The organism is Kosakonia sp. 1610, from assembly GCF_050435845.1.
Taxonomy (GTDB): Bacteria; Pseudomonadota; Gammaproteobacteria; order Enterobacterales; family Enterobacteriaceae; genus Kosakonia; species Kosakonia cowanii.
Genome location: NZ_JBNDKZ010000002.1, coordinates 508,532 through 533,660 on the forward strand (window position 1 = coordinate 508,532; position 25,129 = coordinate 533,660).

The following is a 25,129-nucleotide window of genomic DNA, read 5'->3' on the forward strand; positions in this document are numbered from 1 at the left end:
ACGTTGCCGGGGCGCATATTAAGGTCAACGCTTTCGATGCAGCAGATAATAGAGCGCCGGAATCACCAGCATTGAGAGCAGCGGAGCGGTGACCATCCCGCCGATCATCGGTGCCGCGATACGGCTCATCACCTCTGCGCCGCTGCCGCCGCCCCACATGATAGGCAGCAGCCCGGCCATAATGGTCGCTACCGTCATCACTTTCGGGCGCACGCGTAAAACCGCCCCCTCATGTATCGCGAGAAGCAGTCGTTTATTAGGTTCATCGGATTCAGAGATGCGATATTTCTCAAAGGCATGATTGAGATAGAGCACCATAATAACCCCGAACTCTGCGGCCACACCGGCCAGCGCAATAAAGCCGACAGCGCCCGCCACCGATAAGTTATATCCCAGCAGCCAGAGCAACCAGACGCCGCCTATTAATGCGAAGGGCAATGTCCCCATAATTAATAAGACATCACTCACCCGTTTGAAGGTAATAAACAGCAGGACAAAGATAATCATCAGCGTCACCGGCAGGACAATTTTCAACTTCGCCGTCGCGCGTTCGAGATACTCAAACTGCCCGGACCAGCTGAGCGTAACGCCCTGCGGTAGTGCCACCTGCTGCGCCACCCGCTGCTGCATCTCCTCCACCGCCGACTTCAAATCACGCCCACGCAGATCGACGTAGATCCAGTTCGACAAGCGCGCATTTTCGCTCTTCAGCATCGGCGGCCCTTCGGTAATGACCACTTCTGCCAGATCGCCGAGCGCAATCTGGCTGCCGCTGGCGGTGATCACCGGTAGTGCGCGCAGATCGTCGACGTTTGCCCGAAGATCCCGCGGGTAACGCACGTTGATGGGGAAACGCTCGCGCCCCTGTAACACCTCGCCAATCTTCTCGCCGCCCACTAAGGTTGCAACCAGCGACTGTAACTCCTGCACCGAGACGCCATAACGCGCGGCCTGCTGGCGATTAATGTTGATATCAACATAGCGCCCGCCCGCCAGCCGCTCCGCCAGCGCGGAGGTGACGCCCGGCACGCTTTTCACTACCTGCTCAATCTGCTGCGCCACGCGCTCAATATCGGCAATGTTATTGCCGTTCACCTTAATCCCAACCGGGCTCTTAATGCCGGTCGCCAGCATGTCGAGGCGGTTACGGATTGGCGGCACCCAGACATTGGCGATGCCCGGCACGCTGACGGTTTTATCCAGCTCATCGATCAGTTTTTCCAGCGTCATGCCTTGCCGCCACTGCGCGCGCGGTTTAAAGCGAATGGTGGTCTCCAGCATGGTCAACGGTGCAGGATCGGTCGCACTCTCCGCCCTGCCCGCCTTACCAAACACGCTCTCCACCTCCGGCACGCTTTTGATCAAACGGTCCGTTTGTTGCAGCAAACGCCCCGCTTCCCGGGCGGAAATGCCCGGCAGCGTCGAGGGCATATAGAGCAGATCGCCCTCATCCAGCGGCGGCATAAATTCACTGCCAAGGCGGCTGAGCGGCCAGGCGGTCGCCACTAACAGCAACAGGGCGATGGCGAGCGTCGCTTTCGGCCACGCCAGCACCTTATCGAGCAGCGGTTCATACAGGCGGATCAGTACGCGGTTAATCGGGTTGGCCTTCTCATCAGGGATCTTGCCGCGAATAAACAGCGCCATCAGCACCGGCACCAGCGTAATGCCAAGCCCGGCGGCGACAGCCATCGCCCAGCTTTTGGTAAACGCCAGCGGCGAGAACATCCGCCCCTCCTGCGCCTCCAGCGAGAAGACAGGAATAAACGACAGGGTGATGATAAGCAGGCTGCAAAAGAGCGCCGGGCCGACCTCCACCGCCGCCTGCTCGGAGAAGCGCCAGTAATCGCCCCGCTCCGGCAGGCGACCAGGGTTATCGTGCCGCCACTGCTCCATCACTTTGTGCATGTTCTCAATCATCACAATCGCCGCATCGACCATCGCGCCGATGGCAATCGCGATGCCGCCCAGCGACATGATATTGGCGTTAATCCCCTGATAGTGCATGACGATAAACGCGCCGAGAATGCCTAGCGGCAGTGATACAATCGCCACCAGCGCCGAGCGAAAGTGAAACAGGAACAGCGTGCAGACCAGCGCGACAACAATAAACTCTTCAATCAATTTATGGGTCAGCGTGCCGACGGCGCTCTCAATCAGCGTTGAGCGGTCGTAAACCGGCACAATCTCCACTCCGACGGGCAGCGTTTTTTGTATCTCAGCAAGCTTCACTTTGACCGCATGAATGGTTTCCAGCGCATTCTTGCCATAGCGCATCACAATCACGCCGCCCGCTACTTCGCCTTCGCCGTTATACTCCGCTACGCCCCGGCGCAGCTCCGGCCCGAGGCGCACGGTCGCGATATCGGAAAGCATCACCGGCACGCCGTCGCGGCTGGCGATCACCGTCTGGCGAAAATCCTCCGGCTGGCGTAAGTACCCGCTGGTGCGCAGCATAAACTCCGCTTCGCCCATCTCCAGCAGCGCGCCGCCGCTCTCCTGATTTGCTGCCTGCACCGCGCTTACTAACTGCTGATGGGTGATGTTGAGCGCGCGCATCTTTTGCGGATCCGGCATAATCTGGTACTGGCGCACCATGCCACCGACGCTGGCGACCTCGGCAACGTTGTGCACAGTTTTCAGCTCAAATTTCAGCGTCCAGTCCTGCAAGGCGCGCAGATCGGCGAGGTTATGCTGCCCGCTGCGATCCACCAGCGCATACTCATAGATCCAGCCGACGCCGGTGGCATCCGGCCCAAGACCCACCTCCACCCCAGCGGGCAGCGATGCCTGAATCTGGCTCAGGCTCTCCAGCACTCGCGAGCGCGCCCAGTAGAGATCGGTGTCGTCGTCAAACAGCACATAGATATAAGCATCGCCAAACATCGAGTAGCCGCGCACAGTTTTCGCCCCCGGCACCGAGAGCATGGCGGTGGTCAGCGGATAGGTCACCTGATCCTCAATCAGCTGCGGCGCTTTTCCCGCATAGCTGGCGCGAATAATCACCTGCACATCCGAGAGATCGGGCAGCGCATCAAGCGGTGCCCGTTGCAACGACCAGGTGCCCCAGCCGGTGAGGACAAGCGCCGCCAGCAAAACCAGCAGGCGGTTGCGTAATGAGGCGCGAATCACGGCAGCAATCATTTCGTCGCCTCCGGCATCAGATGGGTAATAACCGCGCCCGCTTCGTCATCCAGCGTGAAGCTGAACATCACCTTATCGCCCACTTTCACCTGCGGATCGGGTTCTTTGAGCACAAAGTCCATCGTCATCGCTCCCCAGTTCAGTTCGGGGATCGGTTGATGGCTGAGGGTGATGGTACCGTTATCTACCGCCTGCACCACGCCGCTGGCGCGATATTCCGCTGTTTTTTTGACGACAGGCGATGGCTCTGGCAAAGCACTGCGCAGGCTCGCTTCGGAGTCGATCAGGAACTGGCCGGAAGTGACCACCTCATCGCCCTCCTGCAACCCGGAGAGGATCTCCCGCCAGCCCTGCGCCTGCCGTCCGGGCGTCACATTCACCGCACGGAAATGGCCCTCGCCGGTTGCCAGCAGCACGCGGCTGGTGCGCCCGCTTTCGATTAACGCCTCTTCCGGGATGGCCAGCACCGCGGGCTGCTGTTCTCCTTCCGGCTGGGTGACGGTAAGAAACATGCCGGGTTTCAGCTTTTGCTGCGGATTATTCAGCACAATGCGCGCTTGCAGCGTGCGCGTGGCGCTGGCGAGCTGCGGTAACAGTTCGCTGACGCGACCGTGGAATCGCTCGCCCGGCCAGCTTTCGCTGGTCGCTTCCACCTCGCTGCCAACCGTCAGCGCCTGCGCCTGGCTTTGCGGATAATCGACCAGCAGCCAGACCGGATCGAGGCTCGCCAGTTCAAACAGCGTTTGCGTGGCGGCGACCTGCGCCCCTTCGCGGGTATCAAGTTTGGTGACATAGCCGTCGCGCGCGGCGCGAATAATCAGCCGGGTCTGCGCTTTGGCACTGCGCTCCACCGCGCGAATCACCTCTTGCGGCATAAACTGCAACGCCAACCGTTCGCGAGCGGCGCGCGTCAGTTCGCTGTCGCCGAGTTGGCGCACCGCCAGATACTCCTGCTGCGCGCTGGTCCACTGCGGGATCCAGAGCTGCGCCAGCGCCTCGCCCTTTTTCACCCACTGCTGCGGCGCGCGGACAAAGAGTTTCTCCACCACGCCCGCCGCCGGTGAGGGTACGATCTGCATCGCACGCTCATCGGTAGTCACCGTGGCAAACGCAGAAAAAGCACTGCCGAGCGGCCGTCTCTCCACCTTCGCGGTGGTCATGCCAAGGTTTTGCTGCTGTTGGGCGCTGATGCGCACGCCGCCGTCAACAGGTGCGTCATCGGCATATTTCGCCACCAGCGGCATATCCATAAAAGGCGATTTGCCCGGTTTATCGAAGCGCTGATCCGGCACCATCGGGTCGTACCAGTAGAGCACTTTACGCGCCTGCGGCGGCTGGCTGCTTTCAGCGGGTACGCTCTGGTGGCGACCCGCAAGGTAACCGGCGCTGGCAGCTACGCAAGCGGCAACCGCCACGGCTAACAGAGTTCGTTTCATCACATCACCTCCTGCGGGATAAGCCAGCGGATCGCTGCCCACTGCTGCGCCATCGTTTTTTCGGCCTGATTGAGCGCCAGTTCACCGTCGAGCACGCTGCGGCGCGCCTCAAGCAGCACCGGGAGATCGGACTGCCCGGCGCGATACTGGGCCGCTAACAGCGCGGCACGGCTGCGCAAAAGCGGCAGCACGTCATCCCGCTGGCGCTGCCAGAGGGCTTGCGCGGCGTTGTACTGGGCAATCAGGGTGTGAAGTTCGGCGAGATGCTCACGCTCGGCGAGTGCCAGTTGGTCATTGGCCTGCATGGTACGGGAGATGTCGGCGGCGTGATCTTTATCCTGGCGGCGGGACTGAAACAGCGGCAGGTCGACGGTAAACATCACCCCGGCCATATCTTCATACCCCTCGGCACGCCGCCCATACCACACCTCCACCTCGACATCGGGCAGTGCGGCAATCGCCGACTCCGCCGAGCGGGCTTTGGCGCTGTTGGCAACACTTGCGGCAGCCAGGATGTCGGGATGCTGGCGAATCGCCTCTTCCAGCGTTTTCTCATGGGCGGGCAGGCGCTGATAGCGGGGAAGTTCGCCGCTGGCGGCGGTGACTGGCTGCCCGGTAAGCTGTATCAGCCGGGTTTGCGCCAGCTGCACATCCCGCTCGGCAAGAGTGACTTTATCGCGCATCGCGCTCAGGCCGATTTGAAAGGCGAGCATGCTGTCCGGCAGGGCATTACCCGTGCCAACGCTGGCGCGTTGCGCGCCCTGCTGACGCGCGGTTTCCGCCACTAATTGCCGGGCGGTGTGCAGCGCCCGCTGCGAGAGCGCCAGCTCAAGCCACGCCTGGGCGGTATCGCGCTGGAGCGCCGCGCGCACCACGTGGGATTTGGCCTCGACGCTGCGCGCTTCGGCCAGCAAGGTGTCAGCCTTACGATCGCGTTTTTCCGCGCTGACATACTGCTGCATCACGCCAATGCGCTGCATAGTCATGCCTTCGCGGGTCAAACGGCGGTCGTTATTGCCCTGTACCGGCACATTCTCAATACCGAATTTGAGTTTGGGGTCGGGCAACTGGCGGGCGGAATCGGCCATCGCATCCAGCGCCCGGGCTTCGTTACGGTTAGCAGAAAGTTCAGCAGAGTAGCGCTCTGCGGCGGCCAAGGTTTGCGTCAGGGTCAGCGGCTCTGCCTGCGCGGCGGAGCAGATAAGCGCAAGGCAAACCCCGCCGAGCCGCAGGCTCAGCGAGTATCGTTTCATGGTTACTCCCGCTTACGGTAACGGCGTTACAGAGATAAGGGTGTAACCCCGATCGCTCTGGCTGAAGCTGAAGCGAACGTTATCGCCCACCTTCACCTGCGCCAGCGGATGCTCCGGCGCAACCGTAAACTGCATGGTCATCGGTGGCCAGTGCAGCGCGGGAATAGCCTGATGGGCGATAGAGATCGCCTGCGGGGTGATTTTTTTGACACTGCCCTGGCTTTGATAAACCTGAGCCGGCATTGCGTGATGGTGCGCCATGTCGTGCGTTTGCGCGTAAGCGCTGAGATGCGGGAAAAGCAGGATGCCTGAGAGCAGGCAGAGTAAATAGCTACGCATAGAAAATCTCCTGTTAAACATTAATGAAATTAAAATCAATGTGTTAACAGGTCTCTATTCGCGAAAACGGCAGAAGCGGATGGTTGCCGGAGGGCCAGCGGCAGGCGGGGTTAATACCCAGCTGCGCGAAGTGATAGCAGAACAAACGGGTTCGGCAATCGCCAGCGTCAGCGTGGCGGGCAGCGCCGCCAGTGAAGGGTAATGGCTCTCTTTTTGCACCTGATCGGGCACGCAGTGCTTCTCGCAGAGCGGCGCTTTCATCGCGTGGGCTTTGGGCGCGTCATCACCCATTGCCAGATGGTGCAGATGCTGCTGCGCCATCGCTTCACCCGGTACCGGAAGTGCGCAGCCGTGGGAGGCAATCGCCATCTGGCTCTGGATCAGCAGCCAACCCAGTGCGATAAGCAGCATTAATAAATGCCGCTTAATAAAGCGCAATCGGTAGAGCCAGGCTGCGTGCATAACATCGCCATGGGTGAGTGAAGGTAACGGCGAGTATAAGCAGCCCGCTTTCTATTTTTAAAGGCTTTTTTAGTGAATTTTGCTGTCAAATCAAAATGAAACGAAAAACGCCAAAACAATTAACCAGCTGTTATCACGAATAAAACATAACTGCCGAAATTCATTAGCCTGAATTATCGTTTCGCCCGTATTTATTTTTCTGATTTATAGCAATTCACGTAATATTGCGCGCAATGCAGCGCTTTGTTGATTTCAATCAGCTATCACGCCGCCGTTATTCGGCACATTGCGATGCAGTTTTGATTACTTTACTTTTTTTTGTCCAACCTCCGGGACCCAATATGATTTCAACCCTGATTGAGCTGTTGATCGGCGTCGTGGTAATTGTCGGCGTCGCCCGCTACATCATTAAAGGCTACTCCGCCACCGGCGTACTGTTTGTCGGCGGTCTGGCGTTATTGATCGTTAGCGCGCTGATGGGCCACTCAATATTACCCTCCAGCGCCACCAGCACCGGGTATCGCGCTACTGACATTGTCGAATATATAAAAATCCTGCTGATGAGCCGCGGCGGCGATCTCGGCATGATGATCATGGTGCTGTGCGGTTTTGCAGCCTACATGACGCACATTGGCGCTAACGATATGGTGGTTAAGCTGGCGTCGCGCCCGCTGCGCTTTATCAACTCGCCCTATATCCTGATGATTGCCGCCTACTTTGTCGCCTGCCTGATGTCGCTGGCGGTCTCTTCGGCAACCGGCCTCGGCGTGCTGCTGATGGCAACTCTCTTCCCGGTGATGGTTAACGTCGGCATCAGCCGCGGCGCGGCGGCGGCGATTTGCGCCTCCCCGGCAGCGATTATTCTCTCGCCCACCTCCGGCGATGTGGTGCTGGCCGCGAAAGCCGCAGAGATGCCGCTGGTTGATTTCGCTTTTAAAACTACCCTGCCGATCTCTATCGCCGCGATTATCGCCATGGCCATCGCTCACTTCTTCTGGCAGCGCTACCTCGATAAGAAAGAGAACATCGTCAGCGAAATGCTGGATGTGAAAGAGATCACCACCCGTGCGCCCGCGTTTTACGCCATCCTGCCCTTTACGCCAATCATCGGCGTGCTGATTTTTGACGGCAAATGGGGCCCGGAGCTGCACATTATTACCATCCTCGTGATCTGTATGCTGATTGCCGCAGTGCTGGAATTTTTGCGCGGCTTTAATACGCAGAATGTCTTCAGCGGGCTGGAAGTGGCCTGGCGCGGCATGGCCGATGCTTTCGCAGGTGTCGTGATGCTGCTGGTTGCTGCGGGCGTCTTCGCCCAGGGACTGAGCACCATCGGCTTTATCCAGAGCCTGATCTCCATTGCTACCTCGTTCGGTTCCGCGAGCATTATTTTGATGCTGGTGCTAGTGATCCTCACCATGCTGGCGGCAATGACGACGGGTTCCGGTAATGCGCCGTTTTACGCGTTTGTGGAGATGATCCCAAAACTGGCGCGCGAAGCGGGCATCAACCCGGCCTATCTGTCGATTCCGATGTTGCAGGCCTCCAACCTCGGTCGCACCATTTCGCCGGTTTCTGGCGTGGTGGTTGCCGTTGCCGGGATGGCAAACATTTCGCCGTTTGAAGTGGTAAAACGCACCTCCGTGCCGATTCTGGTTGGCCTGGTGGTGGTGATTGTGGCTACCGAAATCCTTGTGCCTGGCGCAGCGGTTCACTAACCCTGCCGGGTTTCAGAAGTTGAAAAAGCGCCTGCCCGGCGCTTTTTTTATGGTTTAATAACCTATGGCAATTATCTGGACCCATTAATCAGGAACTGAAATGTTTAAAAAGGGACTCTTCATCAGCACAGGCATTGCCGCGCTACTCTTTACTTCTGCCTATGCCGCACCGCTGCAACCGAAGCAGTATGGCGATTTTGATCGCTACGTGCTGGCGCTCTCCTGGCAGACCGGTTTTTGCCAGAGCATGCACGACAACGGGCGCGACGAGCCTGACGAGTGCCGCCTGCAAAAATCCCCGGACGACAAAGCCGATAATTTGACGGTGCACGGTTTATGGCCGGGCCTGCCGAAATCGATCGCCGCGCGCGGCGTCGATAACCGCCGCTGGATGCGTTTTGGCTGCGCCACGCGCCCGATCCCCAATATGCCGGAAGCGAAAACCAGCCAGAAATGCGCGGCGGCAGAGACCGGTTTATCGCTGGAGATGGCAGATAAACTCAACGCCGCCATGCCCGGCTCCGGCGGAAACTCCTGCCTTGAGCGTTATGAATATGCCAAGCACGGCGTCTGTTTCGGCTTCGATCCCGATGACTATTTTGGCGCGATGGTACGTCTGAATCATGAGATGAAAACCAGCCCGCTTGGGGTATTTCTTGCCAATAACTACGGCAAAGCGATCACCCGCACCGCCTTTGATGCTGCCGTCGCCGAGGCTTACGGTAAGCAGAGCGTGAAAGCGGTGAAACTCACCTGCAACGGCAACCCGGCCTATTTGACAGAAATGCAGGTAGCCATTAAAGCCGAGGCGATTAACGCGCCGCTCTCTGGCCGCTCGCTGCTGCCACAGCCGCACCCCGGCAACTGTGGGGATCACTTTATCCTCGACAGCGCGGGCTACTGATCGCTGCGGAATAATCATAATTGAGGCAAATGTGCGCCTGGTCACTTCACAGCATGGGGCCGGGTTAGTATCATCAGCTTTAGACAAACCCTCGCTGCCCGTCGGCGAGGGTTTTTCTTTGGATCAATCACCTGACACGGAGTAAGAGATGTCCAGACCTGCCATTATCATTAATGAGCGAGACGCTGAGCGCCTTGACCGCTTGCTGGAGCAGCCTGCACATGCCAGCCTTGCGGTCGCGGATGCGCTGAATGAGGAGTTGGATCGCGCGAATATGTGCGCGCCAGAAGCGATGCCGCATGATGTGGTGACGATGAACAGCACGGTAAAATTCCGCGAGCTGAAAAGCGGTGAAATCCGCGTACGTACGCTGGTCTACCCGGCGCAGATGACAGACAGCGCCACGCAGCTGTCGGTACTGGCCCCGGTGGGCGCGGCGCTGTTAGGTTTACGTGTTGGTGATTCCATTCACTGGACGTTGCCGGGGGGAACCACCACCGACCTTGAAGTGCTGGAGCTGCTTTACCAGCCCGAAGCCGCTGGCGATTTCATGCTCTGATCCCCGCCCTGCTTTGTTTTGCAGAGGATGCGCCCGCATCCTCTTTCCGGCGCCCGCCATTGTTCAGTTTTGCCACCCATGCAGCAAAATCCCCCCTCTCTTTGTGCTTCAATTCCTGGGACATAACCCACAGGGAGACGCGTTTATGTACCAGACAATCATTATGCCGGTCGATATTTTCGAAATGGAGTTAAGTGACAAAGCCGTCCGCCACGCAGAGTTTCTCGCCCAGAGCGAAGGTGTTATTCACCTGCTGCATGTGTTACCCGCTTCCGCCAGCCTGAGCCTGCACCGTTTTGCCGCCGATTTACGCCGCTTTGAGGAGCATCTGCACCAGGAGGCGCAAACCCGCCTGGAGAGTATGCGAAGCCATTTCTCCATCGATCCTTCGCGCATTCATACCCACGTTCGCTTTGGTAGCGTGCGCGATATGGTCAATGAGCTTGGCGAAGAGCTACATGCGGATATGGTGGTGATCGCCTCGCGCAACCCCTCCATCAGCACCCATCTGCTCGGCTCCAATGCCTCCAGCGTGGTGCGCCACGCGCATATTCCGGTGTTGGTCGTGCGGTAGAGGGTAATTATTGCCGGATGGCGCTGACGCTTATCCGGCCTACGGGATTGTGCGCGTTGTTGTTAAAGGGATCGCGGTCTTTTGTAGGCCGGATAAGGCGCAGCCGCCATCCGGCAAAATGAGCGCACCGAATCATCCGGGTAAAAAAAAAGCTGCCTTGCGGCAGCTTTTTATATGCAGGTGACTCTCACTTTCTAATTTTGCTTACGCTTTGGTACGGATCAGGTAATCAAACGCGCTCAGCGACGCTTTGGCACCTTCGCCGGTAGCGATAATGATCTGTTTGTACGGCACCGTGGTGCAGTCGCCCGCCGCGAACACGCCTTTCACGCTGGTTTCGCATTTGGCGTCGATGATGATTTCGCCCATGCGGTTGCGCTCAATCGCGCCTTCCAGCCAGGTGGTGTTCGGCAGCAGACCGATCTGAACGAAGATCCCCGCCAGCGCAACCTGATGTACATCGCCGCTCACGCGGTCGCGGTACTCAAGGCCGGTCACTTTGGTGCCGTCGCCTTTCACTTCGGTGGTCTGCGCGTTCAGAACGATATCAACGTTCTTCAGGCTGCGAACTTTATCCTGCAACACCTGATCCGCTTTCATCTCCGGAGCAAACTCCAGCAGCGTCACGTGTTCAACAATCCCGGCCAGATCGATAGCCGCTTCCACGCCGGAGTTACCGCCGCCGATCACCGCCACGCGCTTGCCTTTAAACAGCGGGCCGTCGCAGTGCGGGCAGTAGGTTACGCCCTTGGTGCGATACTGATCTTCGCCCGGCACGTTCATGTTGCGCCATTTCGCACCGGTCGCAATGATGACGGTACGCGCTTTCAGCACGGCGCCAGACGCGGTTTCAATCTGATGCAGGCCGCCTTCAACCGATGCCGGAACCAGCTTGCTGGCGCTCTGGCTGTCGATCACATCAACATCATAATCCGCAACGTGCGCTTTCAGGGCACCCGCAAACTGCTGGCCTTCGGTTTTCGGCACGGAGATGTAGTTTTCGATATCAACGGTATCCAGCACCTGGCCGCCGAAGCGTTCGCCCATCAGACCGGTACGAATGCCTTTACGGGCAGAGTAGACGGAGGCCGCTGCGCCCGCCGGGCCGGAGCCGACAATCAGCACATCGTAAGCGTCACGTTTGTTCAGCTCTTCCGCCGCACGTTTTTCCGCGCCGGTATCAATTTTCGCCACGATCTCTGTCAGCGTCATACGACCCTGACCAAACTCCTGACCGTTAACGTAGACCGCCGGAACACCCATCACGTTGCGATCGGTGATCTCGTTCTGGAAAGTGCCGCCGTCAATCGCCGTGTGCTTGATGCGCGGGTTCAGCACCGACATCAGGTTCAGCGCCTGCACCACGTCCGGGCAGTTGTGGCAGGAGAGCGAGTAGTAAGTCTCGAACTCAAAGTCGCCGTCGATATCGCGGATCTGCTCCAGCAGCGCCTGAGCCTCTTTCGACGGATGACCGCCGGTCCACAGCAGCGCCAGCACCAGCGAGGTAAATTCATGCCCCAGCGGAGAGCCAGCAAAGCGCGGGCCAGTGTGCGAGCCTGGGTTGGTGATCAGGAAAGAGGGCTTACGCACCGCCAGGGTGTTGTCCTCTTTAAAGGTCACTTTGTCAGAGAGCTCGGCGATTTCGCCCAGCAGCTCTTTAATTTCGGTAGATTTCGCGCTGTCATCCAGCGTCGCGATCAACTCAACAGGCTTGGTCAGTTTCTCAAGATAAGCCTTGAGCTGGGTTTTCATTGTAGTGTCGAGCATGTCGGTATCCTTCTCTTAAAACATCATCATGCAAGCCGATTTTGCGACTGCACTAATGCAACTTGCATCATGGTGCTGAATAAAACGGGCGCCCAAAAAGCACCCGTATCATAGATAATTTCCTAAGTGTCTTGCGTCAGAGCGATGCCAGCAAAGCTATGGCGCAAAGACGACGGAAATTTAGATTTTGCCAACCAGGTCCAGGGACGGAGCCAGGGTCGCTTCGCCTTCTTTCCACTTAGCCGGGCACACTTCGCCTGGGTGAGAAGCAACATACTGAGCCGCTTTGATTTTACGCAGCAGGTCAGATGCGTCACGGCCGATGCCTTCAGCGGTCACTTCGATAGCCTGGATGATGCCCTGCGGGTCAACGATGAAGGTACCGCGGTCTGCCAGACCTTCGTCTTCACGCATGATTTCGAAGTTACGGGTCAGGGCACCAGTCGGGTCGCCGATCATCGCGTATTTGATTTTCGCGATGGTGTCAGAGCTGCTGTGCCATGCTTTGTGCGTGAAGTGGGTGTCGGTGGAAACAGAGTAAACGTCAACGCCCAGTTTCTGCAGTTCTTCGTAGTGGTCAGCCACGTCGCCCAGTTCGGTCGGGCATACGAAGGTGAAGTCAGCCGGGTAGAAGAAGAAGACGCTCCAGCGGCCTTCGGTATCTTTCTCGGTTACTTCGATGAATTCACCGTTTTTGAACGCCTGGTTTTTGAAAGGTTTGATCTTGGTGTTAATTAAGGACATCTATACTTCCTCCGTGTTTTCGTTGGGGCATAAGTTAACGAACTTTGCTTACGACGGCTAATGCGTTTGCATTATCAAATCAATAAGCGTTAGCTAACAACCGCCAACGAACAACTCTGTGAACAGACATTAGCCAAAAGTAAAAAGGCCACCGGTACGGGTGGCCTCAATATCTGAAATACCCGCGGGTGACTTCAGTGCCAGCACGCTGGCTGTGCGATACGCCTGCCATCTGTCGACGGCAAACAGGGTTGATTACACCACTCCCCTGGGAGTTCGACAATCATTATTCCCTGTCTCTTGCCTATGGCTGTGATAGGTTTAGCCTTTCTTACCTTTACCCACTGAATTGATAAGGATTTTTATGCTCAAGCGCCTGTTAATGCTCACCCTGCTGCCGCTGACCCTGCACGCCGAAGATCTGCCCGCGCCGGTTAAAGCCATTGAAAAGCAAGGCATTACTATCATTAAATCCTTTGACGCACCGGGCGGTATGAAAGGCTATCTGGGTAAATATCAGGAGATGGGCGTCACCATCTACGTCACGCCGGACGGCAAACACGCCATCTCGGGCTATATGTATGACGAAGCGGGCACCAATCTCAGCGAAAAGCTGTTCAATCAGGAGCTTTATGGCCCGGCCGGGCGCGAACTCTGGCAGCGGATGGAGAAAGCGGAGTGGATCCTCGACGGGCAAAAAACCGCGCCGCGCGTGGTGTATGTCTTTGCCGACCCCTACTGCCCCTACTGCAAACAGTTCTGGCAGCAGGCGCGCCCGTGGGTGGAGTCCGGCAAGGTGCAGATCCGCACCTTAATGGTCGGCGTGATCAAACCGGAAAGCCCGGCGGCCGCGGCGGCAATCCTCAGCGCGAAAGATCCGGCCAAAAGCTGGCATGAGTATGAGCAGTCGAACGGCAAAATGGTGCTGGCGCTGCCGAAAACCATTCCGCCGACGATTATGCGCTCGCTCAATCTCAATCAGAAGATCATGGACGATCTCGGGGCCAACGCCACGCCCGCTATCTACTATATGAATGAAGAGAACGTGCTCCAGCAGGCGGTCGGCCTGCCGGATGCGGAAAAGCTCAAAACGATTATGGGCGAGAAGTAAGCCGCTACAGCGTGCAGAGGCGCTCTGCCGCCGCCAGCAGCGTCGATTCCTGTTTCGCAAAGCAGAGGCGAATCAGCTTATGCGGGAAGGGATCGGCGCAGAACACCGACAGCGGAATGGCCGCCACCCCCACCTCTTTGGTCAGCCACTGGCAAAAAGCAACATCATCGAGATCGGAGATGGCACTGTAATCCGCCAGCAAAAAGTAGGTTCCTTCGCAGGGCAAAATCTCCAGCTTGCTATCACGCAGGGCATTCACCAGCACGTCACGACGCGCGCGGTAAAACTCCGGCAACTCGCGGTAGTGCTGTGGCTCGGCACGCAGCATATCGGCCAGCGCCAGCTGCGCCGGGGTGTTCACCGAAAAGGTTAAGTACTGGTGCACTTTGCGCAGCTCGGCGCTGATGGCGGCGGGCGCAATGCAGTACCCCACTTTCCAGCCGGTCATATGATAGGTTTTGCCAAATGACGACACGGCAACGGCGCGCTCGCGCAGCTGCGGATGCTTCAGCACGCTGGCATGCCCGCCATCGGCAAAGCAGATATGCTCGTAGACTTCATCGCTCAGCACATAGATCTCCCGATCGGCAATCGCCTGCCACAGTGCGGCAAAATCGGCCTCCTGCCACACCGTCGCCGACGGGTTGTGCGGCGTATTAACAATCACCAGCCGGGTGCGATCGCTGAGCAGCGCGGCGAAAGCCTGCCAGTCAACGCGAAAGTGCGGCGGTTGCAGGGCGATGCGCTTCAGCACCCCGCCAGAGAGTTCAACCGCAGGCGCGTAGCTGTCATAGCTTGGATCGAAGCAGATCACCTCATCGCCCTCGCGCACCAGCGCGGTGATCGCCGCATAGAGCGCTTCCGTCGCCCCGGCGGTGACGGTAATGTCGCTGTTCACGTCCGGCTGATGGCCATAAAGCGCCGCCGTTTTCTCGGCAATCGCTTCGCGCAATGCCTGCACGCCGGTCATCGGCGCATATTGATTTGCGCCCTGCGCAACGTGATACGCCAGCCGCTCCTGCAAATAGCGCGGGCCGTCAAAATCCGGGAAGCCTTGTGAAAGATTAATCGCCTGATGCTGCTGGGCGAGCGCGCTCATTTGCGTGAAGATGGTGGTGCCTAAAGCGGGGAGTTTACTCTCAGGAATCAAAGGGTTATTGCGCATCTTTTCGTGCCTGCTGTCGAGACTCAAGTTGCCGCCACTATAACACGATGCTAGTATTTGGCAATCAAGACGCTTAGACGTCTATATCACAACGATATTCCTGATAAGGAAAACGCGATGACCGACAACCTGCAACTCCAGCAACTTGTTTCTGCCTGCCACTGGATCGGCGCTAAAGGGTGGGCACCCGCAACGGGCGGTAATATGTCCCTGCGCCAAAGTGCCGAATGGTGCTGGCTGAGCGAGTCCGGGAAAGATAAAGGCAGCCTGACGCCGGAGGATTTTTTGCAGGTCTCCATCGCCGATAACCATGCGCCATCCGGGCGCAAACCCTCCGCCGAAACCGGTCTCCACACTCTGATTTACCGCCTCTACCCTGACGCTAACGCGGTGCTGCATGTCCACACCGTCAACGCTACCGTGCTGTCGCGGGTGGAGAAAAGCGCCGCGCTGCAACTAAGCGGGTATGAGATGCAAAAATCCCTCAGCGGGCAGCAGACGCACCTCGAGAGCGTGCCGATTGCCATTTTCGATAACGATCAGGATATCGACGCGCTCGCCGGGCGCATCGCCGCTTATGCCGAATCAAACCCGTTACGTTATGGTTTTCTGCTGCGCGGCCACGGGTTAACCTGCTGGGGGCGCGACGTCGCCGAAGCGCGCCGTCACCTCGAAGGACTGGAGTTTTTATTTGAATGCGAATTGCAGCGCCAACTGCTGGAGAGATTATGATCCGCGCGATTGTCACCGATATAGAAGGCACCACCAGCGATATCCGCTTTGTGTACAACGTCCTCTTCCCCTACGCCCGCGAGCGGCTGGCGGGTTTTGTCACCGCGCAGCAGTATCAGGAGCCAGTCAGCACCATTCTCGATAATCTGCGGGAAGAGATTGCGCAGCCGAACGCCACCAGCGCAGAGCTTATCGAGGTGCTGTTTGCGTTTATGGATGAAGACCGCAAATCGACGGCGTTGAAAGCATTGCAGGGCATTATCTGGCGCGATGGCTACGTGAACGGCGATTTTACCGGCCACCTCTACCCCGACGTGCTGCCCGCGCTGGAGAACTGGAAAGCGCAGGGCATTGATCTCTATGTATATTCCTCTGGCTCCGTTGCTGCGCAAAAACTGTTATTTGGCTACAGCGACGAAGGTGATATTACTCATCTCTTCAGCGGCTATTTCGACACGCTGGTCGGTGCCAAGCGCGAAGTGCAATCCTATCGCAATATCGCCGCACAGCTTGCGCTACCGCCCTCTTCTATTCTCTTCCTCTCCGACATTCATCAGGAGCTGGACGCTGCCGAAGAGGCCGGTTTCCGCACCACGCAACTGATTCGCGATGATGATGACGCAGCCAGCCATCATCACCAGGTTAACTCATTCAGCACCATCAAGCCGGAGCAGATCCCCTCATGAGCGCACTGACGATTTACACCGACACCGATGCCAGCACGCCGGTATGGCACAGCACCGACGCCACAGAGATTCAGCAGAAGTTGAATGCGAAGGAGGTGCGCTTTGAGCGCTGGCAGGCCGACCGCGATTTGGGCGCTAACCCAACGCCGGAAACGGTGATCAACGCCTATCAGCACGCTATCGACAAGCTGGTGGAGGAGAAAGGCTACCAGAGCTGGGACGTGATCAGCCTGCGCGCCGACAACCCGCAAAAAGAGGCGCTGCGCAGCAAATTCCTCAGCGAACACACCCACGGCGAAGATGAAGTGCGTTTCTTCGTTGAAGGCGCCGGGCTCTTCTGCCTGCATATCGGCAACGAAGTCTATCAGGTGCTGTGCGAGAAGAACGACCTCATCTCCGTGCCCGCCGGCACACCGCACTGGTTTGATATGGGTTCGGAACCGAACTTCACGGCGATCAGGATTTTTGATAATCCCGAGGGGTGGATCGCGCAATTTACCGGCGATGCGATTGCGGATGGGTATCCGAGATTGGCGTAAACAAAAAAGGCTCCGCAGGGAGCCTTTAATCTTTTAATCGACTTTCTTCAGTTCACCGCTCGGCCTGAGAATGTACGCATCGTCATCAATATCGAACTGGATATCGCCATTTTTTCGATAACGGACAATCATTAAAATATCTTTATCAAGGCAATTCTTAGGTGCCTTCATATCGTCGAAACAGAGGCGATCCTTTTTGCCTGACTCCTGATAGCCTTCGCCAAAACGGTAGATGTAGTAATTCAAAGCGCGATTATGGATTTGCGCGTCATCTTCGTTGGTGAGGATATTTTTACTTTCATCCCGCCACCACGCGATTTTCTTAGCATCTGATAGTGGCAGCAGGTCAACGACAACAACCGGGGCGTAGTTATCCTTATGGATGGCAATGATTTTTACGGGAACGGTGATGAATACATAGTAAAAAATGAGTAAAGCACCCGCCATAAAGCAGCAAATCGATATTCCTTTTTTCATGCAAAAACTCCATATGGAGGGGCAATGAATCTTGTGTCATGCCATTCACTTAATGATTTTTAGCACGTCTTCCACCGCCAGCCCCACCAACCTCGCCAGATGTACAAACTCAACCACATCCAGCCTCCTCTCGCCGCTCTCACTCTTGGCGATAAAGGATTGTGGTCGTCCGAGCGCCTCGGCAAGCTGCATCTGCGTGATGCCCTGCGCTTTACGCGCTTGCTTAAGTGCCGCGATAACGCGTTGGTACTCGTCTGAGTAGACAGAAGCCATAGATTCGATCCCTTAAAAATATCCTGAAATCGAATATCTACCCATTGCCATTTTATCCCAAAACAGGATAATTGAGCACATAACAACCACGTGTAAGGAGAACACTATGGAACATCAAAACTGGCACCATGCTGACATTCTCGCCGCGCTTAAGAAGCGCGGGATGAGCCTGGCGGCGTTGTCTCGCGCGGCAGGGCTGTCCTCATCAACGCTAGCGAACACGTTGTACCGCCCCTGGCCGAAGGGAGAATACATCATCGCTCATGCTCTCGATCTTGCTCCCGACGCCATTTGGCCGGAGCGCTACAAAGATGCTCAAGGGAACAAAATCAGGCGTCGTTTGCGTCAGGTTCCTTGCTAAGCGTTGGATATAAAACAGAGGTTTTCTTCCTACTGCCCAATTTTTTGGGCGGTAGTCTATTCAGGCACTCTTTTGATTTACCAACTTTATTATTAATTTTAAATTAACAAGAATTTACACACACTAAACTCTCAAGCTAATAAAGATTTAGAATGTACAATATATCCGTAAGTCATCATCAAAACAGGCGGAATATATTATATAAAGTGTTCACAACACATTTATTTAGCCTTATTAACCTTTGTATTTACTCATTATCCCCCCGCAATCCGTGTCCAGATCAAAAAAGGCTTAAAAGAACTCTCTTTTTATAATGTTCTGGCTGAAGGTTTCACTTTAGTCGCCGATAAAAATAGCATCCGCGTTGGATATGGATTGCACCTGAGGCCGTTATGACTATTTTAAGAAAATTAATTATTGTTTTTGCCATCACCTTTATTGCGATGCTTGTGCTGGGCGGATTAAGCATCAGAGCATTAGATAATGCGCAAACGCGTTTTGACTATGTTGTGTCAAATAGTCTGCCGAGCATCAGCAAGCTGAGCGAAGCGGTGCAGCACCGCGAAGAGGCAAGACGCCAGATCCTGATGTCGCTGCTGGTGACCGATGAAGCGGTGTTTACCAAACATATGGCGCAGGCGAAAGATGAGTTAAATAAAACTCGCCAGATCTTTGATGAGTACCAGGCCAATCTGGTCAGCGATAAAATTGACGGTCAATTACTGAAAAAGACGCGCGATATTTTTGATGATTATGTGCAAAAAACCGAGGCTATGTCTGATACCTACCATAACCAGGGAATAGAAGCGGCGCGTCTGATGGTCTCCGACGGCGGTGTTACTGCCAATGCCTCAGTGGCATTAAGTGCCGGTTTAAAAGAGATGCTGGCGCATAATTACAGTATTGCGAAAGAGTATGCCGAAAATAACCATACGCAATATATCAATACTTTCTGGCTGTTAGTGGGCACGATTGTCTTTCTGGTTGCGCTGGTCGCGGTCTTCGCCACGGTTATTCTGCGTTACTTAAGTAAAGGCTTAAAAAGTTTGCAGGAGAGCATGGGATTAATCAGCCGCTCTCTCGATTTAACCCATAAAGTGGCGCTGAATAATAACGACGAACTCGGTGCGACAGCGACCAGTTTTAACGCGCTGATGGATAAAATCCGCCACGTATTAGCCAGCGTAAAAGATGCCAGTAACGAAGTGGATACCGCCGCCAGCGAGATCGCCAAAAGCAATGATGACCTCTCTTCGCGCACCGAGTCGCAGGCGTCGTCGCTGGAGCAGACCGCAGCCAGCATGAATGAGCTGTCGGTAACGGTGAAACACAATATGGACAACGCCAAAGAGGCGAATACCTATATCGGCCGCGTGCAGACGATGGTCAATGAGAGCCACCGCGAACTCAGCTCGCTGCAAAAATCGATTGATGATATTTCGGCTTCTTCCGCGAAGATTTCAGAAATTACAGACATCATTGATGGGATTGCTTTCCAGACCAATATCCTGGCGCTGAACGCAGCCGTTGAAGCTGCCCGCGCGGGTGAGCAAGGTAAAGGTTTTGCGGTGGTCGCAGGCGAAGTGCGCTCCCTGTCACAACGCTCATCCGTTGCGGCGCGCGATATTCGTGGTCTGATTGATGAAGCGATTAAGAATGTCGGTCAGGGGGTGAATTACGCCGCCAATGTCACCACGCGCATGAACGATGCCCTCGGCGCGGTGGATGAAACCACGGTACTGATAAACCAGGTGAATAACTCATCTACTGAGCAGAGCTACGGCATTGAGCAGGTCAACGTCGCCGTCAGCCAGATGGAAGGCAACCTGCAACAGAACGCCGCGATGGTGGAAGAGATGGCCACCGCCGCCAACTCCCTCAGCCACCAGGCCGGCAAGCTGTTGAACGATGTGAACGCCTTCAGGCTGTAACCGAAATGCCATTGCCGGATGGCGGCTCGCGCCTTATCCGGCCTACGCTATTCCCCGCCGGATGATGCCCAACATCACTCCGGCATTTTTGTAGGCCCGATAAGCGCAGCGCCATCGGGCATCTGCATTTGACAATCCTTCATGCAAGTAGCAAAGATAACTCGCCGCAATAAATGGTCTGCCGCACTGAGAAGCTTTGATTAAAGGCAGGTTTAAAACAGCGATTACAGGGCTACTGAACCTATCGACGTAAGGATGATGCTGCCAGGATGAAACGCCTTTCTTCCCTTCTCTTTTTACTCTCGCTTCTGCCATCAATCTCTGGTGCGATGCCACTCCACATAGGGAGTGAATTACAACACTGCCTTAGCTTGCCAGCGTATGGGCACAATATTGATACGCAAGAGAAATGCAAAAGCGCATTGTTGAAAAGCTCAAGCGACTCGTTAAATCACGCCGTTCATTTGTTGCATGAGAATATAGCTAGCAACTATGACGACCCTTACCGCCTCAATGACAGCGAGGGCAAAAAAATCAAAGATATCTTCTGGGAGAACTTTCAGGAGTCTCAACAAGCCTGGGTCATCTCAAGAGATAAATTATGTACGGCGAACGCCGCGTTAGTCGGAGAATGGGCGGCAAGCCGGGATGATATAAAAACGCAGTGCATTCTCGATCAAAACAGAGATCGGCAGCAGTTTATAAAAATGACCTGGCTGAAGTGATCACCTTTCACACCTTGGCTCTGGTTTCATCGGGCAATCGCCGGATGGCGGCTAACGCCTTATCCGGCCTACATAGCCAGCGCATTCCGTAGGCCCGATAAGCGCAGCGCCATCGGGCAATGCGCATATCTGGCAGACCCGCCACTTTATCCCCACTAAGGGATATTCCTCTCAATATCCCTTAGTGGGGATAAAGGCCTTTTCACCCCGCATGCTGCTGGCGTCGTAGCTGGCTGAGCTTGCGGTATTTCTGCGGCGGCATGCCGACATACTTCTGAAAGGTGCTGTAAAAGCGGCTGCTGGAGCCAAACCCGGCGGTGAGCGCGATATCAAGGATCGTTTTATCGGTATCGCTCAGCAGCGCACGAACGTGGTTGATGCGCATGGCGGTGATGTACTGCTTCATGGTCAGCTGCATCACGCGCTGGAAAATGCCCATCGCATAGTTGGGATTGAGCTTCACATGCTCGGCGATGGCGTTAATCGTCAGCACCTGATCGTAATTGACGGCAATAAATTCCAGCATCTGGCTGACGTAAAATTGCGCATGGCGCGAGACGCTGTTTTTATGGGTGCGCGAGGTTTTATTGACGAGGATCGGCTGCCAGCCGGAGAGGCTAAAGCGCTTAAGCATCAGGGCGATCTCCTCAATCGCCAGCTGGCGCAGCTGCTCGTTATCGCTGTTAAGTTCATGCTGCCAGCGCTGCACTTCAAACGCGCTCAGCTGCTGGGCGGCGAGGGATTTGATCACCATGCCGTGGGTGACGTGGTTAATCAGTTCGCGATCCAGCGGCCACGAGAGAAACAGGTGCATCGGCAGGTTAAAAATCGCCATCTGCGTACAGTCGCCGGGGCGCGTCAACTGGTGCGGGGTACAGGCCCAGAACAGGGTGATATACCCCTGTTTGATGCGCACCACTTCGTTATTGATCAGATACTCGACGTCGCCATCAAACGGCACGTTCACTTCCACCTGGCCGTGCCAGTGGCTGGCGGGCATCGCCAGCGGCGCGCGCAGCTCAATCTCCATGCGCTGGTATTCCGAGTAGAGCGACAGCGGGCCGCGGGTGGTTTTCTCATCCCCGCTGCACATATCTGCTCTGATAAGTTCTTTTGCCATCGCTCCTTCCCGCATCATCACTTTCGCGCTTCACCGCGCCCTCACCTGCTCTAGTTTAGTGAAAGCCGTTGCCATTAACTCTGCTTAAGCGCCCATTTTCTCCCGGAAACTCAGATCGCGCGCGGCGCATTACGCGATCTGAGTTTTCGGGAATCTCCCGCCGGGAAGAAGGCAGATGGCGCAGGCCTGGCGTGCCACGCTCAGAACGTACAATCACATCAGGGAGAAAGGTTCATGTCTGCACCAAAAATCACCTTTATCGGCGCCGGTTCCACGGTGTTTGTTAAAAACATCCTCGGCGACGTGTTCCAGCGTCCGGCACTGAAAAACGCACAGGTAGCGCTGATGGATATTGACGCCACGCGCCTTGAAGAGTCGCACATCGTGGTGCGCAAACTGATGGATTCGGTCGGCGCTTACGGGAACATCACTTGCCATACGGATCAAAAAACGGCGCTAAAAGGGGCCGACTTTGTGGTCGTCGCGTTCCAGATTGGCGGCTACGAACCCTGCACCGTCACCGATTTTGAAGTGTGTAAACGCCACGGTCTTGAGCAGACCATCGCCGACACCCTCGGCCCCGGCGGCATCATGCGCGCCCTGCGCACCATCCCTCACCTGTGGCAAATTTGTGAGGATATGACCGACGTCTGCCCGAACGCCACGCTGTTGAACTACGTCAACCCGATGGCGATGAACACCTGGGCGATCTATGCCCGCTATCCGCATATCAAACAGGTTGGTCTCTGCCACTCGGTGCAGGGCACCGCGGAGGAGCTGGCGCGCGATCTCGATCTCGACCCGGCGTTGTTACGCTACCGCTGCGCCGGGATCAACCATATGGCCTTTTACCTGTCGCTGGAGAAAAAGCAGCCGGACGGCAGTTATGCCAGCATCTATCCCGAGCTGTTACAGGCCTATGAAGACAAACGCGCGCCGAAGCCGAACATGCACGGCAACCCGCGCTGCCAGAACATTGTGCGTTATGAGATGTTCAAAAAGCTCGGCTACTTCGTTACCGAATCCTCAGAACACTTCGCTGAATATACGCCGTGGTTTATCAAGCCGGGACGCGAGGATTTACTGGAACGCTACCAGGTGCCGCTCGATGAGTACCCGAAACGCTGCGTGGAACAGCTGGAAACCTGGCAGAAGGAGCTGGCGGAGTACAAAACCGCCGATCGCATTGAGGTGAAAGCCTCGCGGGAGTATGCCAGCACCATTATGAACGCCATCTGGACCGGCGAGCCGAGCGTCATCTATGGCAACGTGCGCAACGATGGCCTGATCGACAACCTGCCGGAAGGGTGCTGCGTCGAAGTGCCGTGCCTGGTCGATGCCAACGGCATTCAGCCGACCAAAGCGGGTAAGTTGCCCGCGCATCTTGCGGCGATGATGCAGACCAACATCAATGTGCAGACGCTGCTTACCGAAGCGGTGCTGACCGAGAATCGGGATTATGTCTATTACGCCGCGCTGATGGATCCGCACACCGCGGCGGTGCTTGGTATCGATGAAATCTATGCGCTGGTGGATGACCTGATCGCAAGCCACGGCGAGTGGCTGCCCGCGTGGCTGCATCGCTAACGCATTCGCCGGGCCGCGCGCCCGGCGGTTTTGCAACCCTTCCGACACTGAAAGAGGCAATCGGTACCCTATGAGTATTTCAATCACAACAAAGCTCAGCTACGGATTTGGTGCATTTGGTAAGGATTTTGCGATCGGCATCGTCTACATGTACTTGATGTATTACTACACCGATATTGTCGGCCTGTCGGTCGGCATGGTCGGCACGCTCTTTCTGGTGGCGCGCATTCTCGACGCGCTGGCCGACCCGATCATGGGCTGGATAGTCGACTGTACCCGCACGCGCTGGGGCAAGTTCAAGCCGTGGATTTTAGTCGGCACGCTGACCAACTCGCTGGTGCTCTATATGCTCTTCAGCGCCCACCACTTTACCGGCACCACCCAGCTGGTGTGGGTGTGGGCGACCTATCTGCTGTGGGGTTTCACCTACACGATTATGGATGTGCCGTTCTGGTCGCTGGTGCCGACCATCACCCTGGACAAGCGCGAGCGCGAACAGCTGGTGCCCTACCCGCGCTTTTTCGCCAGCCTCGCCGGGTTTGTTACCGCGGGGATCGCGCTGCCGTTTGTGAACGCCTTCGGCGGAGCGGATCGCGGGTTTGGCTTCCAGATGCTGACGCTGGTGCTGATCGCCTTTTTTATCCTCTCGACCATCGTCACCCTGCGCAACGTACATGAGGTCTACTCCTCTGATAAACAGGGCGGCGAACAGAGCGCGCCAATGAACCTGAAAGCGATGCTGCAACTGATTATTAAGAACGATCAGCTCGCCTGCCTGCTGGTGATGGCGCTGGCCTACAACACCGCCGCTAACGTCATCGAAGGCTTTGCGATCTACTACTTCACCTACGTGATTGGCGATGTCGATCTCTTCCCCTATTACATGTCCTATGCGGGCGTCGCGAACCTGCTGATCCTGATGCTCTTCCCGAAGCTGGTGAAACTCTTCTCACGCCGCGTGCTGTGGGCGGGGGCGTCGGTGCTGCCGATTATCAGCGGCGGCGTGCTGCTGTGGATGGCGCTGCTCGGCCAGACTCACGCATGGGTGATTTTGCTGGCGGGCGTGCTGTTCAGCATCGGCAAAGCCTTCTTCTGGGTGTTGCAGGTGATTATGGTTGCCGACACCGTCGATTACGGCGAATACAAACTCAATGTGCGCTGTGAGAGCATCGCCTACTCGGTGCAGACGCTGGTGGTGAAAGCGGGCGCGGCCTTTGCGGCTTACTTTATCGCCGTGGTGCTCGGGGTGATTGGGTATGTGCCGAACGTGGCGCAGTCCGCCAGTACCTTAATGGGCATGCAGATGATCATGCTGGCGCTCCCCGCCTGCTTCTTTGTCATCTCGCTGCTGGTCTATTTCCGCTTCTACAAACTCAATGGCGATATGCTGCGCCGCATTCAAATCCATCTGCTGGATAAGTATCGCCACGTCGGCAATGCCAATGCACCGCGGACGCCGCCGGTAGTGGGCGACCGGGTACAGGCGTAAGTGCGCGTGATTGCCGGATGGCGGCTAACGCCT

The 25,129-nt window shown here is 56.4% G+C and carries 24 protein-coding genes; 13 read left to right on the plus strand and 11 right to left on the minus strand.

The features are described from left to right. Positions 1 to 24 precede the first annotated feature (24 nt). The 5 genes from ABIC80_RS10395 to ABIC80_RS10415 are packed head-to-tail and all read right to left on the minus strand — an operon-like array spanning position 25 to position 6,634. Positions 25 to 3,144, minus strand: coding sequence for an efflux RND transporter permease subunit (locus ABIC80_RS10395; RefSeq protein ID WP_429176951.1), 3,120 nt, complete (start codon positions 3,142 to 3,144; stop codon positions 25 to 27). Next, on the minus strand, positions 3,141 to 4,580 hold the full coding sequence (locus tag ABIC80_RS10400) for an efflux RND transporter periplasmic adaptor subunit (protein WP_429177021.1): 1,440 nt from the start codon (positions 4,578 to 4,580) through the stop codon (positions 3,141 to 3,143). The genes ABIC80_RS10395 and ABIC80_RS10400 overlap by 4 nt, the downstream gene beginning before the upstream one ends. Continuing rightward, a complete protein-coding gene (locus tag ABIC80_RS10405) occupies positions 4,580 to 5,833 on the minus strand; it encodes a TolC family protein (protein ID WP_429176954.1) in 1,254 nt (417 codons plus the stop codon). Before ABIC80_RS10405 ends, ABIC80_RS10400 begins: the two co-directional genes overlap by 1 nt. A 12-nt stretch (positions 5,834 to 5,845) precedes the next feature. After that, positions 5,846 to 6,172: a copper-binding protein gene (locus tag ABIC80_RS10410; RefSeq protein ID WP_429176957.1), complete on the minus strand. Its 327-nt coding sequence runs from the start codon at positions 6,170 to 6,172 to the stop codon at positions 5,846 to 5,848. 54 nt (positions 6,173 to 6,226) lie between these two features. Next, entirely contained in the window at positions 6,227 to 6,634 is a 408-nt protein-coding gene (locus ABIC80_RS10415; RefSeq protein WP_429176959.1) for a DUF2946 domain-containing protein, read from the minus strand. Between the two features lie 344 nt (positions 6,635 to 6,978). On the opposite strand from ABIC80_RS10415, the gene dcuC reads away from it, so the two are divergent. From dcuC to uspG, 4 genes are all read left to right on the plus strand, one after another. Further along, the gene (gene dcuC, locus ABIC80_RS10420; protein WP_429177024.1) at positions 6,979 to 8,352 is read left to right on the plus strand and encodes an anaerobic C4-dicarboxylate transporter DcuC; all 1,374 of its coding nucleotides are present in this window, start codon (positions 6,979 to 6,981) and stop codon (positions 8,350 to 8,352) included. 100 nt (positions 8,353 to 8,452) lie between these two features. Then, positions 8,453 to 9,256 (plus strand): ribonuclease I, encoded by an 804-nt coding sequence (gene rna, locus ABIC80_RS10425; RefSeq protein WP_242389053.1) that lies wholly within the window; start codon positions 8,453 to 8,455, stop codon positions 9,254 to 9,256. 148 nt (positions 9,257 to 9,404) lie between these two features. Beyond that, positions 9,405 to 9,815 carry a nucleoside diphosphate kinase regulator gene (gene rnk / locus ABIC80_RS10430; RefSeq protein WP_042715712.1) on the plus strand — a complete coding sequence of 137 codons (411 nt, stop codon included), beginning with the start codon at positions 9,405 to 9,407 and terminating at the stop codon, positions 9,813 to 9,815. A 145-nt stretch (positions 9,816 to 9,960) separates the two neighbouring features. Continuing rightward, complete coding sequence (gene uspG / locus ABIC80_RS10435) at positions 9,961 to 10,389, plus strand: universal stress protein UspG (protein WP_023479942.1); 429 nt, start codon at positions 9,961 to 9,963, stop codon at positions 10,387 to 10,389. A 204-nt stretch (positions 10,390 to 10,593) separates the two neighbouring features. Here the strand turns inward: uspG and ahpF are convergent, their stop codons facing one another. Both ahpF and ahpC read right to left on the minus strand, forming a co-directional pair. Then, a complete protein-coding gene (ahpF, locus tag ABIC80_RS10440; RefSeq protein WP_200580670.1) occupies positions 10,594 to 12,156 on the minus strand; it encodes an alkyl hydroperoxide reductase subunit F in 1,563 nt (520 codons plus the stop codon). A 180-nt stretch (positions 12,157 to 12,336) separates the two neighbouring features. Then, positions 12,337 to 12,900, minus strand: coding sequence for an alkyl hydroperoxide reductase subunit C (gene ahpC, locus ABIC80_RS10445; protein ID WP_023479935.1), 564 nt, complete (start codon positions 12,898 to 12,900; stop codon positions 12,337 to 12,339). Between the two features lie 364 nt (positions 12,901 to 13,264). On the opposite strand from ahpC, the gene dsbG reads away from it, so the two are divergent. Next, a complete protein-coding gene (dsbG, locus tag ABIC80_RS10450) occupies positions 13,265 to 14,011 on the plus strand; it encodes a thiol:disulfide interchange protein DsbG (RefSeq protein WP_429176962.1) in 747 nt (248 codons plus the stop codon). A 4-nt stretch (positions 14,012 to 14,015) separates the two neighbouring features. Here the strand turns inward: dsbG and ABIC80_RS10455 are convergent, their stop codons facing one another. Beyond that, on the minus strand, positions 14,016 to 15,176 hold the full coding sequence (locus ABIC80_RS10455) for a pyridoxal phosphate-dependent aminotransferase (RefSeq protein ID WP_429176964.1): 1,161 nt from the start codon (positions 15,174 to 15,176) through the stop codon (positions 14,016 to 14,018). 117 nt (positions 15,177 to 15,293) lie between these two features. Here ABIC80_RS10455 and ABIC80_RS10460 point away from each other — a divergent pair, with 117 nt between their 5' ends. From ABIC80_RS10460 to ABIC80_RS10470, 3 genes are read left to right on the plus strand one after another with little or no spacing between them, the layout of a single operon-like run. Further along, complete coding sequence (locus ABIC80_RS10460) at positions 15,294 to 15,908, plus strand: methylthioribulose 1-phosphate dehydratase (RefSeq protein WP_429176966.1); 615 nt, start codon at positions 15,294 to 15,296, stop codon at positions 15,906 to 15,908. Continuing rightward, positions 15,905 to 16,594, plus strand: coding sequence for an acireductone synthase (gene mtnC, locus ABIC80_RS10465; RefSeq protein WP_429176968.1), 690 nt, complete (start codon positions 15,905 to 15,907; stop codon positions 16,592 to 16,594). Before ABIC80_RS10460 ends, mtnC begins: the two co-directional genes overlap by 4 nt. Beyond that, positions 16,591 to 17,133: a 1,2-dihydroxy-3-keto-5-methylthiopentene dioxygenase gene (locus ABIC80_RS10470; RefSeq protein ID WP_076769540.1), complete on the plus strand. Its 543-nt coding sequence runs from the start codon at positions 16,591 to 16,593 to the stop codon at positions 17,131 to 17,133. Before mtnC ends, ABIC80_RS10470 begins: the two co-directional genes overlap by 4 nt. A 33-nt stretch (positions 17,134 to 17,166) precedes the next feature. On the opposite strand, the gene ABIC80_RS10475 is transcribed toward ABIC80_RS10470, so the two are convergent. Together ABIC80_RS10475 and ABIC80_RS10480 are read right to left on the minus strand one after the other, a co-directional pair. Continuing rightward, the gene (locus tag ABIC80_RS10475; protein ID WP_429176971.1) at positions 17,167 to 17,610 is read right to left on the minus strand and encodes a DUF943 family protein; all 444 of its coding nucleotides are present in this window, start codon (positions 17,608 to 17,610) and stop codon (positions 17,167 to 17,169) included. 45 nt (positions 17,611 to 17,655) lie between these two features. Next, positions 17,656 to 17,883: a helix-turn-helix domain-containing protein gene (locus ABIC80_RS10480; RefSeq protein WP_200135137.1), complete on the minus strand. Its 228-nt coding sequence runs from the start codon at positions 17,881 to 17,883 to the stop codon at positions 17,656 to 17,658. A 106-nt stretch (positions 17,884 to 17,989) separates the two neighbouring features. On the opposite strand from ABIC80_RS10480, the gene ABIC80_RS10485 reads away from it, so the two are divergent. From ABIC80_RS10485 to ABIC80_RS10495, 3 genes are all read left to right on the plus strand, one after another. Next, positions 17,990 to 18,244, plus strand: a complete 255-nt coding sequence (locus ABIC80_RS10485) for a helix-turn-helix domain-containing protein (RefSeq protein WP_277170358.1) — start codon at positions 17,990 to 17,992, stop codon at positions 18,242 to 18,244. 392 nt (positions 18,245 to 18,636) lie between these two features. After that, entirely contained in the window at positions 18,637 to 20,175 is a 1,539-nt protein-coding gene (locus ABIC80_RS10490) for a methyl-accepting chemotaxis protein (RefSeq protein WP_367163404.1), read from the plus strand. A 269-nt stretch (positions 20,176 to 20,444) separates the two neighbouring features. Continuing rightward, positions 20,445 to 20,900: a lysozyme inhibitor LprI family protein gene (locus tag ABIC80_RS10495; protein ID WP_429176973.1), complete on the plus strand. Its 456-nt coding sequence runs from the start codon at positions 20,445 to 20,447 to the stop codon at positions 20,898 to 20,900. Between the two features lie 202 nt (positions 20,901 to 21,102). Here the strand turns inward: ABIC80_RS10495 and melR are convergent, their stop codons facing one another. Continuing rightward, entirely contained in the window at positions 21,103 to 22,020 is a 918-nt protein-coding gene (melR, locus tag ABIC80_RS10500; protein WP_042715696.1) for a transcriptional regulator MelR, read from the minus strand. Between the two features lie 234 nt (positions 22,021 to 22,254). Here melR and ABIC80_RS10505 point away from each other — a divergent pair, with 234 nt between their 5' ends. Then, a complete protein-coding gene (locus ABIC80_RS10505) occupies positions 22,255 to 23,607 on the plus strand; it encodes an alpha-glucosidase/alpha-galactosidase (protein WP_429176976.1) in 1,353 nt (450 codons plus the stop codon). A gap of 70 nt (positions 23,608 to 23,677) precedes the next feature. Then, a complete protein-coding gene (gene melB / locus ABIC80_RS10510; protein ID WP_429176979.1) occupies positions 23,678 to 25,096 on the plus strand; it encodes a melibiose:sodium transporter MelB in 1,419 nt (472 codons plus the stop codon). Positions 25,097 to 25,129: the final 33 nt, after the last annotated feature.

What these genes read in the sequence shown, in the direction of transcription:
- ABIC80_RS10455 (WP_429176964.1), bottom strand. Translation starts at nt 15,176, where the DNA reads ATGCGCAATAACCCTTTGATTCCTGAGAGTAAACTCCCCGCTTTAGGC.
- ABIC80_RS10485 (WP_277170358.1), top strand. Translation starts at nt 17,990, where the DNA reads ATGGAACATCAAAACTGGCACCATGCTGACATTCTCGCCGCGCTTAAG.
- rnk (WP_042715712.1), top strand. Translation starts at nt 9,405, where the DNA reads ATGTCCAGACCTGCCATTATCATTAATGAGCGAGACGCTGAGCGCCTT.
- ABIC80_RS10395 (WP_429176951.1), bottom strand. Translation starts at nt 3,144, where the DNA reads ATGATTGCTGCCGTGATTCGCGCCTCATTACGCAACCGCCTGCTGGTT.
- dsbG (WP_429176962.1), top strand. Translation starts at nt 13,265, where the DNA reads ATGCTCAAGCGCCTGTTAATGCTCACCCTGCTGCCGCTGACCCTGCAC.
- mtnC (WP_429176968.1), top strand. Translation starts at nt 15,905, where the DNA reads ATGATCCGCGCGATTGTCACCGATATAGAAGGCACCACCAGCGATATC.
- melR (WP_042715696.1), bottom strand. Translation starts at nt 22,020, where the DNA reads ATGGCAAAAGAACTTATCAGAGCAGATATGTGCAGCGGGGATGAGAAA.
- ABIC80_RS10470 (WP_076769540.1), top strand. Translation starts at nt 16,591, where the DNA reads ATGAGCGCACTGACGATTTACACCGACACCGATGCCAGCACGCCGGTA.
- uspG (WP_023479942.1), top strand. Translation starts at nt 9,961, where the DNA reads ATGTACCAGACAATCATTATGCCGGTCGATATTTTCGAAATGGAGTTA.
- ABIC80_RS10495 (WP_429176973.1), top strand. Translation starts at nt 20,445, where the DNA reads ATGAAACGCCTTTCTTCCCTTCTCTTTTTACTCTCGCTTCTGCCATCA.
- ABIC80_RS10405 (WP_429176954.1), bottom strand. Translation starts at nt 5,833, where the DNA reads ATGAAACGATACTCGCTGAGCCTGCGGCTCGGCGGGGTTTGCCTTGCG.
- ahpF (WP_200580670.1), bottom strand. Translation starts at nt 12,156, where the DNA reads ATGCTCGACACTACAATGAAAACCCAGCTCAAGGCTTATCTTGAGAAA.
- rna (WP_242389053.1), top strand. Translation starts at nt 8,453, where the DNA reads ATGTTTAAAAAGGGACTCTTCATCAGCACAGGCATTGCCGCGCTACTC.
- ABIC80_RS10460 (WP_429176966.1), top strand. Translation starts at nt 15,294, where the DNA reads ATGACCGACAACCTGCAACTCCAGCAACTTGTTTCTGCCTGCCACTGG.
- ABIC80_RS10410 (WP_429176957.1), bottom strand. Translation starts at nt 6,172, where the DNA reads ATGCGTAGCTATTTACTCTGCCTGCTCTCAGGCATCCTGCTTTTCCCG.
- ABIC80_RS10400 (WP_429177021.1), bottom strand. Translation starts at nt 4,580, where the DNA reads ATGAAACGAACTCTGTTAGCCGTGGCGGTTGCCGCTTGCGTAGCTGCC.
- ABIC80_RS10480 (WP_200135137.1), bottom strand. Translation starts at nt 17,883, where the DNA reads ATGGCTTCTGTCTACTCAGACGAGTACCAACGCGTTATCGCGGCACTT.
- ahpC (WP_023479935.1), bottom strand. Translation starts at nt 12,900, where the DNA reads ATGTCCTTAATTAACACCAAGATCAAACCTTTCAAAAACCAGGCGTTC.
- ABIC80_RS10415 (WP_429176959.1), bottom strand. Translation starts at nt 6,634, where the DNA reads ATGCACGCAGCCTGGCTCTACCGATTGCGCTTTATTAAGCGGCATTTA.
- ABIC80_RS10505 (WP_429176976.1), top strand. Translation starts at nt 22,255, where the DNA reads ATGTCTGCACCAAAAATCACCTTTATCGGCGCCGGTTCCACGGTGTTT.
- ABIC80_RS10475 (WP_429176971.1), bottom strand. Translation starts at nt 17,610, where the DNA reads ATGAAAAAAGGAATATCGATTTGCTGCTTTATGGCGGGTGCTTTACTC.
- ABIC80_RS10490 (WP_367163404.1), top strand. Translation starts at nt 18,637, where the DNA reads ATGACTATTTTAAGAAAATTAATTATTGTTTTTGCCATCACCTTTATT.
- melB (WP_429176979.1), top strand. Translation starts at nt 23,678, where the DNA reads ATGAGTATTTCAATCACAACAAAGCTCAGCTACGGATTTGGTGCATTT.